The organism is Photobacterium kishitanii (assembly GCF_003026355.1).
GTDB classification, from domain to species: domain Bacteria; phylum Pseudomonadota; class Gammaproteobacteria; order Enterobacterales; family Vibrionaceae; genus Photobacterium; species Photobacterium kishitanii.
The window spans coordinates 328,262-347,028 of record NZ_PYON01000002.1 but is presented as its reverse complement, the minus strand read 5'-3'; the positions used below and the strand labels follow the sequence as shown (position 1 = coordinate 347,028).

Annotated in this window: 1 protein-coding gene; it reads right to left on the bottom strand. The window is 40.6% G+C overall.

Features of this window, described 5'->3' with window-relative positions; all coding sequences use genetic code 11:
• Positions 1-64: 64 nt before the first annotated feature.
• Entirely contained in the window at positions 65-18,703 is an 18,639-nt protein-coding gene (locus tag C0W29_RS03560; RefSeq protein ID WP_107174112.1) for an L-type lectin domain-containing protein, read from the bottom strand.
• Between the last annotated feature and the right edge of the window lie 64 nt (positions 18,704-18,767).

Below are 18,767 nucleotides of genomic sequence, written 5' to 3'. Positions count from 1 at the left end.
ACTGTTAAGGACTTTCTTATATTTTTATTTTGCTTTTTATTTTGCTTTTTATTAAACGATTCGTTTATTTCACTATTACTCGATAGGTTACATAACCACTTTCACCTGGTGCTAACGTACCCCCTAATTGCCACTCTATACCGCCCTCATAACTCACGGCATTAGTACCGTCGGTCGTTATGATTGAGCAACTCACTATACTTGATGGCAATAATGTCTCTGGTGATGTGCAACCAATAACTTGAGATAAATGGCTGTACTCTGGTACTGCATCATAAAGCTTAATCGTAGTAATTGGGCCTGAACCATTGTTGATAAAGTAAATTTTATATTCTAGCTCATCACCTGGTATCGCTTGATTACTGCGGCCTTCAGCACCATTAGTAGTAATATTCTTCACCGTTTTCTCTATTTCAAGTTCACCAGCCCCACTAAAGCTAACTTTAATCGTATCCACATCACTCACTCGGCGGGTTTCGCTGGTATTGGCAAAGGCTAAGTCGGCATTAAGTTGATAATTATACACCGCATGTAATGGCACATCTCCAGGAACTATCACTTTCACTAATATACACACTTGGGTATTGGTATCAGCATTAACCGCTGTTGGATTGGTCACAAAGCCATCTACACCAGCATCTAATTCACCATTACAATTAGCATCAAAATACAATATCTCATTCCATGGGTAACCGGATGGTGACGCTTGTTGATCGCTAATACTAAAGCTGACATCACCGCTAGTATCAACATCAAACTTATGGCTAAACAGCACCGCTAAACCCGGCTCTGTTTCCGTGTAGTTATCCGGCTCTAACGTTGGAACGGTCACTTTACCAAAATCAATATTCGTTAAGTAATCACCCGCTGTCGCCGTGACTAGCATCAAACTATCTGTCAGTGAGCTATTAATAACTTTACCGACTAAATTCAAGGCCGGATCTGTCACATCTGATTCAGAAATATCAACCCACGCAGCTTGTTTAACCACTTGCACTTCAATCGGCTCACCCGCTAATTCAACCGGTATGACTAAGGTATAGTTACCATCGCCTCCCGTCACGGTCGAGGTAATCACTTGATTGGTCACATAACCACTAATACCTGTGCCTTTATAAATAGCATTAACAACAAAGTTAGCGAGTCCTCGTTCATCACCTTCTTGCTTACCGTCATGCGCTGTGACCCCGCCTTTACCATTATCTTCAAATACCAATCCATTAAGCACAATTTGGTTGATCAAATTAAATTGGTAATCTTCCACTTCACCATTATCAACCAGCCCTGTTGCAGTATCACAAACATCAGCAGTATCACACAGGCGGAATCGAATAAAGGTATCGCCATTATAACCATTGGTATATGCCGCATTCAGGGTCACTGGGACATTATTCACCCCATTGGTAACGCTGTAATCATCAAGGACTAATTCACCAGGGTCAGTAAAGACGCCGTTATTATTTAAATCGACAAAGATATTCAATCGACCGCCGCTACCAGTAGTATCACTGATCGTAATCGGGATAACGGTTGCGGTTGAGACAATAATATCGGCAGGCATCGCAACACCTTCTTCATCATCCTCACCCGTGACATTATCGCCTGTGGCATCATCACTGAAGAAGTCATGAATATCTGGATCCCAACGCGTACCTAGAATTAAATCAGGAGTACCACTGAGTGCTACATCACGATTACGGTGTCCTGCTTTACCGTAAGTTTCAGGGGCATCGCCACGATCAACACTGGCAATACAACCAGAGGCATCATGCTGTGATAAGAAGCCATCACCACTACCGACAACATAAGAAGCATCATTGGTAAGCATGTTAATTCGGTATAAACCGACCTGATCAAATACATCATAACTACCATTACGATTCGTATCATGATCGCCACCATTAGTCAGAACATAAAGATGGTTCAAATCATCGGTTACTACTGAACCACTCCATAAGTTCGGTGCTTTCGCCCCATTGAAGTTGAGGTTCGTAACAGTAGCGGTATTCGTTACCGGATTTAATGCATACAACTTCGGCACTGTTGGCTCAGCTTCAACCATATTAAAGCCATAAGTAAAGCCGTTACCGGAAATATCTGCCGCATAAATCAGACCATCAGTTTCTGATACAGCCCAATCAGCACTAATATGTAATGCGCCAGCACCAGTATCAATCATTACCGCAGGGGTAGGTTTCACTTCAAATGTCATCGCTGCCAGATCAATAACCAGATAACTGTCCCATTGACTATGAGTAATATAATACTCACTACCATCGCGAGATAAACTACCCGTATTAGGCCAACTAAATGAGCCACCAACTGTTATGGTATCACCAGCATTAACCGTTTGTGATGTAGAACCATTAATGTAATTAATCGTGTAAGTACCTTGCGAACGAATCACACCCAGAGGAATAAAGCTAGTACCTAAGGTATCAGTCGCTATCAATGCTAACTGTTGGTTACTGTCACGATAAGTCGCATACAAAATTCCAGTATCACGCTTAATCGCTAATGAATTCAATCCATTAATAGACAAACCAGTTTTAATATTCGAGAAAATAAAACTTAATGGCTGCACTGGAGTAACAGCAGTCAGGGTATAATTAGGATCGGTGACCGCTTTCGTTACATAGAGCTGATCACAAGTTGCTGTTGTAACCAAATCCGAGATAAATATACGGTAATCTTCCACTTCCCCATTTGGCGCCTCACCGACAGGGGTATTACATTCAGTGCCAGAACAAACACGTACCCGCATATAGGTATAACCCATGCTAGCACCCGGTGGTACCGTCACTGGATAGGTTAACCCCGTGTTCGCCGTCACCGCAGCGGCACTAACAATTTGCTCTCCAGCATCACTCCAATCACCATTACGATTCCAATCTATCCAAGCATAAACATTAACAGTGGTTAAATCAGAACCAGGATCCAGCGTGGTCGAGATCGTGATATTTTCATTAGTACCTGGTTTCATCGTCGTATTCAACGTGACGCCATCTTCGTCATTGGGAGTATTGGTTATATCATCTGCAGTCGCCGCGGTATTTTGTAAAGTACCATCATCAGTATCCCACTCGGTACCTAAGGTAATATCAACTTGGTTATTTTCATCAAAATCATAACGTAAATGCGCAGCGCCATTATTATCTTTCTTGGTGTTGTAATTAGCATTACTAAAGCCAGTCGCTACATCAGGTGCGTCACCTAAATCATATTCACTAAAGCTAATAGTTTGCTCTAGGATACACACTTTCTGAAGATTCTTAGCTCCTCCCGTCGCACCAGTAAAGCCGTAATAAACATTACTATCACCATTAAAATCAAGATTAATGAAATCACGGGTCAAGGTTTCTTTTAGCATGCCATCAAAGTAATAAGTGAATATGTTTGTAGTCGGATCCCAATCAAGAATAACTTCATGATATTGACCATCTTCGATATTACCTAAATCATGTGTTGTGGCCCCAATTCGAGTAAATGGTATTGAGGCTGGATCGTAAATAGCGGTGTGATCATTAGTAATATCAAGGTAACTCGCACCATTATAATAAGTATCAAAATCAATGGTTATTGCAGGATCTAACCCTTGAGAGCCTAATCCACCACCTAATTGACCTATCGCGTTATTACCAAGAGGAGAATTTTGTAAGGTAAAAGTAACCCCATCAGCACCAGCATCATTGCTACCAAGGTAAATACCAAAACGGACTCTAAATGCCGACGCTAAATCAAATTTGTCGGTAGTCCAGAACGCACCACGTTGACTATTTGCATCAGGAGTAATAATAATTTCATTGGTACTATTATCGACATAAGAATTAGCTCCCGTCACCATACGGAATTGAGAACCTAATGGTAGACAACTCAAATCTGTCAACGCGATCCGGTGATCTTCGACTTCGCCATCATCTGCTATTCCAGTAACCGTATTACAATCACCGCTATTAGTACAATAACGCGTTCGTGTCCAGAACGCAGTCCCTGTCATCGCAGTTGAAGCTGAAATTGGTAAAATGTTATTACCTACAGTTACCGCCATATCATTTATCGATTGCTCATCGCTGTCGTTCCAGTCACCATCATTATTCCAGTCAGTCCAGACAGAGACATAACCATCATGAGTCACATCTAATTCAATATTCGATCCCGTCATATTTAAACCAGTACTTTGAATCTGGTTATACAACTTAATCGTGGAACCGGTTTCATCATCGCCATTACCACCGCTACCAACAGCTAAATTATCACCATCTGCAATGGTATAATGACTTTCATCAACATCAACTGCCGAGCCAATATAATTACTACGCACATAGTGACTTGCCATTCCACCAGCAACATACGTCATTGGTGCATCACCATAATCTTTAGTTGATATGGCATGATCTTCTATCTCACCATCACCAGCAGAAAGATTAATATCCTCCTGAGCTAATATATCTTTTGTGATCCGTAACCGAACATACATCTCTCCAGAGCCGGTATCGTCAGCAACGGTAAAGTTGAGCGTTGCAGTACCATTGGCTGTCGCATTAGTATCATTACAAGGAGCCGATGCAAATTCACCTAAATCAGATAGATCACTATTAAGGTTAAAATCAACCCAACCATAGACTGTTGCGCCTAGGTCATTACTGCCATCATGATCATTACAGATAACCGTTAATGCTAACGTTCCAGATCCTCGAGAATAAGTAGGGATCGATGTAAAGGCGTCTTCATCACTAGGACTAACCCCTTTAACATCGTCATCGGTTGCATCACCATTATCATCACTACCATCACCGAACCCATCGCTATCAGCATCTCCAACAACAGTACCTAAATAGATATATGAACTTCCTGTCGCATGTCGAGGAGCACCATTCGCTTCAAGGGTCTTAAAGCCCATATTCTCAGGAGCATCACCATAATCATATTCAACTTCTAGATTAACTTGATAATCTTCGACTTCACCATCATCTGCCAATCCATGTGGGGTTGAACAATCGGTACTATCACGACAAATACGTACTCGTAAATAACTAATTCCAGTTAATACATCACTAGGCACAGCAAAAGAAAGGGTTTTATCGGTATTGTTATCTGCTGCTATTAATGACACTGAAGTTGCTGATTCTGTACTTACATCAAACACACCATTACGGTTAAAATCAATCCAACCATGTAATGTCGCATTAGCATCAGTATGTACACGGGTGATTAACTGAACAGGAACGCTTGGCTGAGCAGTAATAATTGTTGGAATCGTGACACCTTCTTCGTCATCTGCTGCAACATCGTCATCAGTTGCATTACCGTAATTATCAATACCATCAACAAAGCCATCCGCTTCTTCATCAGGAGCAACAGCACCAAGATAAACCACAGCCGTTGGCTCAACAATATGCATTGCGCCACTTATTTCACCCGCAACATTTACCCTATCGGTACCATAAGAATCAGGTGCATCACCTAAATCGCCCAATCCGATTGCAAGTAAGAAATCTTCGACTTCACCATCACTCGCGCCGCCCGCCCAATCACTATCACTTAATGCATCTGTCGTAATACGTAAACGGATATAAGTCATACCGTTAGTTAAACCAACAGCACCTAACCCGGTCCAAGTTAAAGTAGCTTGATCTTGGTTTGTTCCATTAGCAATAACAATTGATTGTGTTTCTGTTGCATCAAAAGATCCATCTTGATTAAAATCGATCCACGCCGATAATGTTGCAGGATGACCCGTATTATTCGTCACTTCAACTATCGTGCTGTAATCAATAGCATCGAGTGGAATTGGTCTTAGGATATTAATACCATCTTCATCATCAGGACTGGTATTACTATCATCACTGCGCGCAAGTTTATCAGGAACAGCATTGACTTCAGTATCACCAACTTGATCACCTAAATAAAGGTTTGTTGATACCACATGATAAGCACCTTGATTTGCACTTGAAGTATTGTAGCTATCAGGCGCATCACCATAATCTACATCACCAACAACAATACGGTGATCTTCAACTTCACCATTAGTTGCCATACCAAGAGAACGCGGATCTTCATCGCTACCTGTCGCACTATCATCTAATACATCAGAAGTAATACGAGCACGTAAGTAGTAAGTATCGCCATTGGTTAATGTTGGTAGAGTTGTCCATGGTAATGTTTGAGGTTGGTTAGTTGTATTACCCGTAACAGTAATAACCCCGCTATCAACAAGTTCATCCTTATCAAAGCTGCCATTACTATCCCAATCAATCCATACATAAAGATAGGCATCATTACCCGTTGTATTCGTTACGGATCCGGTCACGCTGTAATTAATATTAGTGACTAATAATGGTGATATTGCGATACCGTCTTCATCATTTGTACCTGTTGCATTATCACCAGACGCTGGAATATTAGCTGCCGTTCCGCTTTCACTATCAGCGCTCAATGCACCTAAATACAAATCAACATCAGGAGAATGGTAAGGACCTGAATCTAAAGGATCTAAATTAAATAATGTTCGGTAATTACCAAGACCAATACCTGAACCTGTATCTGGCGCATCACCAAAGTCCAGATTCGGTGCTGTAATTGTTATGACGTGATCTTCGACTTCACCGCCTTCAGCAAACCCACTTGGAGAATTACAATTATTTTCTGATTCACATACTCGAATACGTAAGTAGCTAGCCCCTGTCACACCTAGATAAGGCACTAAGGTCGCAATATTATTTGAGCCTATATTCACCGCTTGATCTTGAATGACATGTTCACTCGATGTAATAAACTCACCATCGATATCGGCATCAACCCATACATTAAGGAAGCCATTACTACCACTAACAACATAATCGATATCAGTTGATGCTAATGCCACAATCGACGCTGGAACAACAATATCTTCATCATCAGTGGTGCCATCAGTATCATCACCATCAGCAGCTACATTCGGAATACCATCGCTTTCAGCATCACGCTCTGTACCTAAGATCATGTTACTAATATAACCATTGGTACCAGTCACTACATGACGAGCACCAACACTGGCATCTAAGGTTAAATAGGTATCTGGCGCATCACCATAATCATAAGTACACCCACCAGCACCAATACGCTCAACCGTAATATCAGTGACGTTGTAATCATTATTCCCAGGTAGTTGATGATGCATTAATAAGGTCAATTCCATATTATTGCTTGGTGCAACTCCCTGAACAAACACTTGTTGTGGGGCTTCATGACCCCCCGTCATCGTCGTACTAGCAACAGTTCCAATTGATACATTATCAAGGAAAATTTCAAAGTAATCATTTACATTACTGCCTAACTGCCCAACCCATACATTGACTTTAATGATATCACCCGCGCGTGTTTCAATTCGGCGTTTTAAGGTAACATCCCAATTCGCATCAGCAACGACATAAAAACCGCGATTTCGCATTATTGCAGAATTTACAGTATAAGGATCATTTGAGACTAAGCCGTTGATTAACCAACCATCATTATTGAAGTCACGGAAATTATGTGACATGAAGGTTTCACTGTTACATCCACTAGACGTCAATGATGATGGTGACACAGTAATAACGTGATCTTCTACTTCACCGAGTGAGGCATAACCACCAGGCATCGTTTCATCAATCGCATCAGTGCTTGGCATAATACGAGCGCGAACATAATAATCACCGGCAGTAATATTTAACCCAGTCCATGTAAAATCAGCATGAGTGTAACTTCCACTATGAGGAATACCATCATAAATTTTCCCCTCATTAGGATCAAAAGTACCACTGCGATCCCAATCCACCCACACTACTATTTTTGCAGTCTTGCCAGTGCCTATTACACTACGTCCTAGTGCCTGTAAGGTATATTCACTATCTCCGACGAATAGTGGAGGCAGTTGTAAGCCGTCTTCATCATCATTACCGTTATTATCGTCACTATTAGCACCGATACTTGGTATTGGTGATTCAATATCAGGGTATTGGACATTGGCTTTTTGGCCCATAAACAGATTATTAGTTTGCACATGGTATGGGCCACCACTTGCAAATGAGGTCATGTAAGAATCAGGAGCATCACCACCATCATAAAGACCTGATGCCACACCAACAATAAGATAATCTTCGACCTCACCATCACTAGCAGCGCCTAATTCGCTGGCTGTTGTTAATGAATCAGTTGAAATTCTAAAACGAGCGTAATAATTATTCGCTGCAAGATTACCGCCTAACGTAAAGGTGAATGGGTAATCTTTTGCGATTGTATTAGGTGGTACAACTTGCGTCATTCCCTCTGATACTTCAAATTGACCATTACGATTAAAATCAAACCACGCCACTAAATTAGCAACTATTGATGTATTATTAGTTGCATTAACAGTCACGCTATAAGTATTTTCACCACTGAATGCTGGCGTAAGTGTCACCCCATCATCCATATCACCATCTGCTGCAACCGTAGCATAGGCATCAGTTTCTAAGGTTGGCGCTAAGCCTATATACACATCCCCATTATTGAGATGATTAGGGCCATTAAATTGATTAGCTGTGGTGTAGTTTCCTTGGCTCGTATTTAAATCAACATCAGGAGCATCACCAAAATCAACTTCAATCACAGAGCAGAGAGAATTAACTTTACTCGGATCATTTAACCAGTTATTACGAGCATTAAATGCAGACGCGTCTTCATAATAATCATAAGCAAAATTAGCAACCTCTTGATATACCGCCGCATTGTAATTCCAATAGTTCGGCGTGAAGAAGAATTGACGCTCTCCAGAACCGATATAAGGACCAACATCAGCTTTAGGGAAGTCATATCCTCCCGTTGAGGTTGGGTTATAAGGAATTAACCATGCCATCGCTTCAATATCATTACACGAACCACTAACATCAGGTGTGGTATATAAGATGCTTCGATGATCAATACCTTTTACTGTGGATAATGAATTTGTCGTATCAACAGGTGATATTTGAGCAAGTGCGCCTGCCGAAGTTGATGGATGGAAAGTTGGTAAATATCTACCGCGAGCATAATCAGCAAAAGCTGTAGCAGAGGCCCCTGGGAAGCCCATCTGTTGAAGAATATAAGCATTGAGTCGCTCAGGTGAATCTGTGAATATTCCCCCCTCTGCAATAGTCAGTAATATTCCACCTTGGTCACGGTAAGCGATTAATGCATCAAGTTCAGCGCGGCTATCATTACTGGTATTATTGGTTTTATCATGCTGATACATTACCATTTGGTAATCTGTCAAAGTAAAGTCAGTAGTAATATCGTCTGTTGGTACTAATTGCTCATAAGTAACATTACCGATACCGTATTTATTTTCAAATACGCCAATAACATCATAATTACTACTATTACCTTCAATCCGATACTCAAACGACCCAGCATTCTGTTGAATAAGTAGATGGAAGGTTATTTTATGACTAATATCTTCAACTTCACCGTTTGTTGCGCCGCCTAATGAACGCTCATCGACATTCGTTGCTGGTAAATCAGGTTGAGTCGCATTTAAATCATCGGTGGTTAATCTTAAACGAATATATGTTTGACCAACAGTACCTCCTGTTAATCCACTCCAAGCAAGATTAACCGTTCCACTATTAGGTACTGCAACAGAAGTAAATTCAGCGGCTTCAAATACACCATCACGATCATAATCAATCCACCCATATAATGTTGCAGCACTACCTAAATTATTATTTACAATAACGTCGATATCCCAATTCGACATCGATGGTGATAACACTTTAGTAAGTGTTATATCTTCATCATTAGTATCGGTTAGATCATCAGCATCTGCATTTATTGATGGTTGACCATTTATATCAACATCAGGATCAGTTGCGCCAATAAATAATCCGGCAGAAAGGGTATGTTTCGCTCCGTTATCAACATCATAAGTACCATAACTAGCGGGCGCATCACCATAATCAACGGAAGGTGCCGATTCTCCACTTAACACAACAGGTAATACTTGTATAAGATGATCTTCAACTTCACCATCACCACCGTAACCGACAAATCCACTACTCGTTAACGCAACATCACCTAACCGAATCCGTATTGGATAATGACCCGTGATTAATGCCGTTAAGCCCGTCCAGGTTAAGGTTTTTGAAGTAGCCGTTGCTGCCACTGTATCTGAATAATGTTCAGCTGCTTCAAAACTGCCATTTAGATTCCAATCTACCCACGCATTTAAATAAATAGGCCCTAAACTATTATTTGTTACTGCTATTGTGGTGCTGTAATCAGTTGCGCCTGCAACACTATCACTAATAGTCGCATCTTCATCATCACCATTCACATCATCACCATTTGCTACTGATGTCGCTTGGCTTAATGTTTCAGCATCTGTTGCTTGTACGCCTATTTTTATTTGTGTACTGCTGTAGTGCCACGGCCCACCCAAGGCATCTGAAGTAGAATAGCTATCAGGTAAATCACCTTTATCAGCATTATTCGTTACTTGTACCCAATGATCCTCGACTTCACCTGATGATACAGCACCATAACTACGAGGGTCTTCGTTTGCACCTGTCACACTGTCAGTTAACAACTCATGAGTAAGCCGAACCCGCATGTAAACATCAGTGTTGTTGCTCCGTCCAGACATACTGGTCCACTGTAATAACTCGGTACTCCCCGCGCTACCAGCTGCAATTGTGATCACATCATTCGCGCTAAATTCATCACGATCAAAACGACCATTACGATCAAAATCAATCCAAGCGTACAGGTAGGCATTCACACTACTACTATTGGTAACGGTTACCGTTGCATTAAATTCGGTTTGCGTCGTTGATAATGGTCCATAGACCAGCCCATCTTCATCACTATTGCCATTATTATCATCGACAAATGCAAATGGAAGCGGCGTTACTGCACCTGATTCAAAGTCAGTGGCTACCGTACCCATAAATAAATCAGAAGATATAATATGACGCGGGCCATCATCACTTAAAGTAGTGCGATAATTATCCGATCCGACATTTGCGCCTGTATCCGGAGCATCACCGTAATCAACATCCCCCACTAAGATAATATAATCTTCTACTTCACCATCAGTTGCGACACCATACCAATCATCCGCCGTTAATTGATCGTGGCTTAAACGAATACGTAATGCCATAGAGCCTCGAGATAAACTCGAGAGGTTATTCCATGTTAATATCACATCTTTATTCGCACTATTATACTGAATATTATCCGTATTAAATGCACTATTACCACTACTGTCATAGTCAATAAAATCAACAACTTCATTAGCATTAAAGGCACCATCTTGATTGGTATCTAACCATGCAATTAAAGTAGCATCAACGCCTGATGTTGTTGAATTACGCACAGCAATAGTGGTATTAAACGAGGTTGTGCTAGTCGATAAAATTGGCAATATTTGAGTAATACCATTTTCATCATCACTACCATTAGTATCATCACCAGCGGCATTATCACTCGCATAACCATCAGCTTCAGCATCAATAGTATTAGTACCAATATAGAGTGTTGATTTATTTATTAAGCCGTGAGCTGGACCTTGAGATGCCGTTGTTGTTTGATAACTATCTGGTGCATCACCAAAATCATAGTCACCAATATAAATGCTATGATCCTCAACTTCACCATCCGATGCGCCGCCAAATGAACGGGTATCTTCTAACGTTTGATTCGTTTGGCTATTGGTTAAGGTATCGGTGGTTAAACGGAATCGGGCAACGGTATTGCCAGTACCAATACCGGTAAAACTAGTCCAGGTTAAGTCAATATTTTGGGCGGTAGTGCCAGCAGGTACAACAATACTTGTCGCTTCATCACCATCAAAATGACCATTCTTATCCCAATCAATCCACCCGTATAAGGTCGCACTTTGAGTACCCGTATTCGTGACATTCACTTTCGTGGTATAGCTAGTCGGCACCGGACTGTTATCTAACGGCGCAAGTTGAACCCCATCTTCATCTGCACTCGCAGTATTATCATCACCATCAGCCTTAGCAGCCCCGACAGAGTTATTAGCATCAGCTTCACCATCCGGCATACCGATCCCCATAAATAAGGTATTGGATAATCCATGATAAGGACCACCATCTGCTAACGTTGTGCGATAATTACTGGTTGAATTAGCATTAGCACCGCTGTCAGCGGCATCACCAAAATCAAAGTCGCCGATATACACCATGTAATCTTCGACTTCACCCGTGATAGCGCCGCCCATCCAATCATCGGCAGTTAAAGGCTGATTCGCAATACGAATACGCAATGCCATGCCACCTTGAGTTAATCCACTAATGCCATTCCACACTAATGTTTTAGCATTTGCATCCGTTGTGAAATTACTATTGTTAGGCACGTTATTGATAACAAATAGATTACCATCGATGGTATCAACCACCTCCGTTGCACTAAATTGGCCATCTTGATTAGTATCTAACCAAGCGACTAAAGTTGCATCACTGCCTGATGAATTTTTATATTTCAGATCAACGCTATAGCTCGTTGCACTTGCTGCCACTAAGGCTAACGGTTGCACTAACCCTTGTTCATCATCCGTTGTGGTACTATTGTCATCACCACTGGCATCAGCCGTTGGATAGCCATCGGTATCACCTTCATTGACAGAGGTATTACCCAAGAAAAGTGTGCTGTATTTACCAAGCCCATGGAATGGACCATTGTTACTGCTCAAGGTTTGATAACTGTCTGGTGCATCACCGAGATCTTGATTACCAATGTAAAGACTATGATCCTCAACTTCACCATCCGATGCACCACCAAATGAACGGGTATCTTCTAACGTTTGATTCGTTTGGCTATTGGTTAAAGTATCGGTGGTTAAACGGAATCGGGCAACGGTATCGCCAGCACCAATACCGGTAAAACTAGTCCAGGTTAAGTCAATATATTGGGCGGTAGTACCAGCAGGTACAACAACACTTGTCGCTTCATCACCATCGAAATGACCATTCTTATCCCAATCAATCCACCCGTATAAAGTCGCACTTTGAGTACCCGTATTCGTGACATTCACTTTCGTGGTATAGCTAGTCGGCACCGGACTGTTATCTAACGGCGCAAGTTGAACCCCATCTTCATCTGCACTCGCAGTATTATCATCACCATCAGCTTTAGCTGCCCCAACAGAATTATTAGCATCAGCTTCACCATCAGGCATACTCGCCCCCATAAACAAGGTGCTTGATAATCCATGGTAAGGGCCACCATCGGCTAATGTTGTTCGATGATTACTGGTTGAATTCGCATTGGCACCGCTGTCAGCGGCATCACCAAAATCAAAGTCGCCGATATACACCATGTAATCTTCGACTTCACCCGTGATAGCGCCGCCCATCCAATCATCGGCAGTTAAAGGCTGATTCGCAATACGAATACGTAATGCCATGCCACCTTGAGTTAATCCACTAATGCCATTCCACATTAATGTTTTAGCATTTGCATCCGTTGTGAAATTACTATTATTAGGCACGTTATTGATAACAAATGGATTACCATCGATGGTATCAACCACCTCAGTTGCACTAAATTGACCATCTTGATTGGTATCTAACCAAGCGATTAAAGTTGCATCACTGCCTGTTGAGTTTTTATATTTTAGATCAACGCTATAGCTCGTTGCACTCGCTGACACTAAGGCTAATGGCTGCACTAACCCTTGTTCATCATCTGTTGTGGTACTACTATCATCACCGCTTGCATCAGCCGTTGGATAGCCATCGGTATCGCCTTCATTGACAGAGGTATTACCCAAGAAAAGTGTGCTGTATTTACCAAGCCCATGGAATGGACCATTGTTACTGCTCAAGGTTTGATAACTGTCAGGTGCATCACCGAGATCTTGATTACCAATGTAAAGACTATGATCCTCAACTTCACCATCCGATACACCACCAAATGAACGGGTATCTTCTAACGTTTGGTTAGTTTGACTATTGGTTAAGGTATCGGTAGTTAAGCGGAATCTAGCAACGGTATCGCCAGCGCTGATGCCGGTAAAACTAGTCCAAGTTAAGTCAATATCTTGGGCTGTGGTGCCAGCAGGTACAACAACACTTGACGCTTCATCACCATCAAAATGACCATTCTTATCCCAATCGATCCAACCATATAAAGTCGCACTTTGAGTACCCGTATTCGTTACATTTACTTTCGTGGTATAGCTAGTTGGCACAGGGCTATTATCTAACGGCGCAAGTTGAACCCCATCTTCATCTGCACTCGCAGTATTATCATCACCATCAGCTTTAGCTGCCCCAACAGAATTATTAGCATCAGCTTCACCATCAGGCATACTCGCCCCCATAAACAAGGTGCTTGATAATCCATGATAAGGACCACCATCTGCTAGCGTTGTCCGATAATTACTGGTTGAATTCGCATTGGCTCCACTATCAGCAGCATCACCAAAATCAAAATTACCGACATACACAGTATAATCTTCAACTTCACCACCATTAGCAAAGCCAAACCAATCGTTGGCCGTTAAGCTGGTATTAGCAATTCGAACACGTAACACCATATTGCCGATGTTTAGTCCTGTCAGATTATTCCAAGTTAAAGTTATTTTATCGGTTTTATTATTACTGCCTGATGGATAATTATCAGAGCTAAAAGAGGCATTTAAAAATGGCGTATTGTTAGCGGCAACATGTAATTCATCAACAACTTCATTCGCACTAAATTCACCATCTTGATTTTTATCTAACCAAGCAATTAATGTCGCCGTTGAACCCGATTGGTTATAGGCAGAAAGATCAATACTAAATGAGGTTGCACTTAATGGTAAAATTGGAATCGGTTGATCTATACCCGTTTCATCATCACTGCCTGTTATATCATCACTATTACTCTGTATGCTCGGCACCGTAGTTACATCATGATCAATCGTTGAAGCACCAAGATATAAATTACTGACATAGGCATGACCCGGCCCATCACTTAGTACCAGAGTCTTATAACTATCAGGGGCATCACCTAAATCAATATTATTAGCAGTAAGATAATAATCTTCAACTTCACCATCAGGCGCTAATCCTAGCGATCGTTCATCAATAGTTGTCGTTGCTGTATCATCAGTTAGCACTTCAGTTGTTACACGTAGACGTACCCCATAAGTTCGATTATTGACAGTAGCGACATCATTTAGCCAACTCAAGGCATAAGTTTGTGTACCACTGTTTGCCGGAATAAATTGCACACCATAAGGCTGTGTGACTGATTGTTGAATTAATTCATCAGGTTCAAAACTGCCATCTCTATCCCAATCAATCCATGCATATAAATAAGCATTTTTTCCTGAATTATTAGTGACGGAAACATTTGCTTGGTAACCTGCGCCATTCGACAATACTGGCAATATTTTAGAGAGTAACCCATCCTCATCATTAATATTATCGAGGTTATCGCCATCAGCATTAATCGATTGTAAAGAAGTTATATCAGCATCAGGAGCTTGCGTACCTAAATACAAACTCGATAATGCATCAATGCTATGATATGGACCATTATTGACAAAATCAGTTTGATAGTTATTTACAGCAGTGGTACTGGAAGTATCAGGCAAATCACCAAAATCCCCACCACCTAATAAAACATTATAATCCTCAACTTCACCATCACTCGCTACACCATTGCTATCGGTAACAGAGAGAGGATCTGTTGATAAACGAAAGCGGAAAAAACTCTGCCCAGGAATTAAATAGCGTAATTGATCAACATTAAATGTATACGTATAAGTCCCATCTTGCCCTGTTGAAATCGTATCAACCTTTCCTTCAATCGCATCAAATACTCCATTTCTATTAGCATCAATCCAACCCACTAAATAAGCAGGATTACCCGTCATATTTTTAAGGTTTAATTCAACAGCATATGAAGTACTTCCTAATGGAATAGGCATGAGAATTGATGTCACACCATTTTCATCATCACTGCCACTAATATCATCGCCTAATGCATCAGAAGATGCTTGGGCATTAGTATCATTATCAATGGTTGAATCGCCAAGGTATAAATCGGTAGTGTTTTTAATTAAATGATAAGCCCCACCTAAAGACGGATCTATGCCATAACTATCTGGTGCATCACCTAAATCAATATCATTCATTAAAATTTGATGATCTTCAATTTCACCTAAGCCATCAGGGCCTAGAGAAGATACTTCAGTAATATTTGTTACAGCTCGATCAATTAAACGTAAACGTATAAATAAATAAGGCTGATTACTTGGAGAAATAGCATTCCATTCTAACTCGGTATTAACTTGAGTAACACCTGAAGGCACTGAAGCTATTTGCCCTTCTGAATCTTCAAACTGACCATTATTATTAAAATCAATCCAACCAATTAATGTTGCTGTAGCACCCGTATTATTGGTTGTGGGGATATACAGTTTATAATCAGTCGATAAATTTTGAATGGGTATAAGGTTCAACCCACTTTCATCATCTGTGCTATCAAGATTATCTGCTGTTGCGGTGGCATCTTGCAATATACCTTGATCAGCATCTGGAGCAGTTGAACCAATATAAAGATCAGGATGAACAAATTGATATGGACCGCCATTACTATCAAGGGTTAAATAATCATCCGCCCCCGTTGATGCAGTGGTATCTGGCGCATCACCAAAATCAATATCACCTATCCTGATGAGATGATCTTCTACTTCACCATCATAGGTTTTACCACCTTGGGTATCACATGTTTCACCACTGCTACATAAACGAACACGTAAATAACGATTACCTAGTTTTGCATTATTGGGTATCGTAATCGGATAACTATTATCGCCTTCGATTGCACTTATATCTGTAATGATTTTTTCAGTCGTATTGTTTAAAACACCATTACCATCAAAATCAATCCAAGCATGTATTTGACGTCCATTATCGAATTCTTGTTGAATATTGATCAATAAATTGAATGTCGAACCCACTAGATTACCAAAAGCCGGAAAAATAACGCCATCTTCGTCATCGGTGCCATCGTTATCATCAGCATTTGCTAATATATTCTTCAAGCCACCATCACCATCCCATAATGTACCTAAACGTAAATCAACACTGGAATTTTTATCTGAATCTTTTTCTGCATGATAGGCATGATCTCCCGTTAATAACGCATCTCCCGTATCAGATAGCACTGCACTCACATTTGCAGCATAAATATTACTGAGTCCAGTATCATCAACAATATATAAGCTAACTTTTCGATTACCAGAAACACCGCTGTTATCTTGAAAGTAAATTGAGCGCATTAATGCGCCAGTCGCTACTGGTGTTGCATCATCTGTCGTGAAATTTATTTGTAATGCAGCCCCGTCACCATCTTTAGTTGGATCAACGGTACCAATTAAATTACCTTCAAAATAAACATTACCATTAACCGTATCGTGGCGTATTTGACCAACCCCGTCACCAGTGGAATTAATATAAACCCTTTCATTAGCCGAATCTTTATAGCTCGGAGTAATTTTAAGTTGACCGGTATTATAGTGGGTACTATCTATATCTGTTGATGTGGCATCATTACTAACATCCAGCTGAACAAGATCACCGGAAAAATACCCCGAAAAATCACCATGAATATCATGTAATTCTGGTGCTAGAGGATCTGGAACAATATAAGTTACTGTAAAATAACTATCAGTATAAGTACCTGTTGTATCTATAACTTGGAATGTCATTGGATAAATGCCTGGAGCTAAGCCAGTACCAACAGGACCAGGTGTAAAAGTAAATGTATTCGGCGTCGGCTCTGTTAATGCGCCATTAAAATCACCCAGGCTCAGTACCTCTATATTAGTTCCAGTAATAGTGAATGAATAATCGTCTCCTTTTTTAACCACAACTTCATCACTTGGATACCCAGTATAATCAGCTAACTCAGCAACCCCTTTAAGCTCCCACATAATATCAAAATGCGTTTTTGATTTGAGAACGCCGTTTTCATCATAATCTTCAACAACAATACCAGCACTGTACAAACCTGCTGTCATATTTCCTGAATTTGTCCATGTTAATAAGCCTGAATTTTCATCAATAGACATACCAGGCGCATTGGCACTACTACCTCCACCTAATTCAGAATTATTAGCCATTCTAAATTTAATCGTATCGCCATCAGGATCTAAAGCAGGAATTAATTTCGTGTAATTAACCAATGTTGAACCATCGGTATATTTTTGTGGAACTTGATATAAAATTGGCATATCAATTAATGGAGAACGATTACCATTTTTTAATAAAATCGTTGATTGTATACTCCAACTACCATTAGCATTATTTAAAAGTGCCCCTATTCGAGCACCAGAATTATAATAGGGATTATAGGTTGTATTTAAATCTAAATTTTTGACAACATGTTCAAATATTTGTAACCGATAAGCCCCGTTCACAGTTTGATCTGTTATTTGCGTTGAACTGGTTTTTGTTAATCCCGGAGTCGTTAATGAACCTGCAGATTGACAACTGGCACCAACTCGACATGCCGTTTTCATCGTTATTGTGACGTCATTTTTTATACCATCAGGATCCATGGCACTAGAAACCCAGGTCATAGCACCGCCACGCCAATGAGAAGCATGGGCTGATATAGAAAATAAAAGGCTAGCAAAAACAGCCAAACATAATACTAGATCTATCACTATTCGATGAAATTGATGTGTTGTATTTTTTTTCAACATAATAAACCTACATATATATTTGAGACCACTGATTCACTAATTATTTATTAACACCAGCGCACAT

Bases quoted from the DNA above. Each gene is read 5' to 3' on its own strand.
- C0W29_RS03560 (WP_107174112.1), bottom strand. From the start codon at position 18,703: ATGTTGAAAAAAAATACAACACATCAATTTCATCGAATAGTGATAGAT.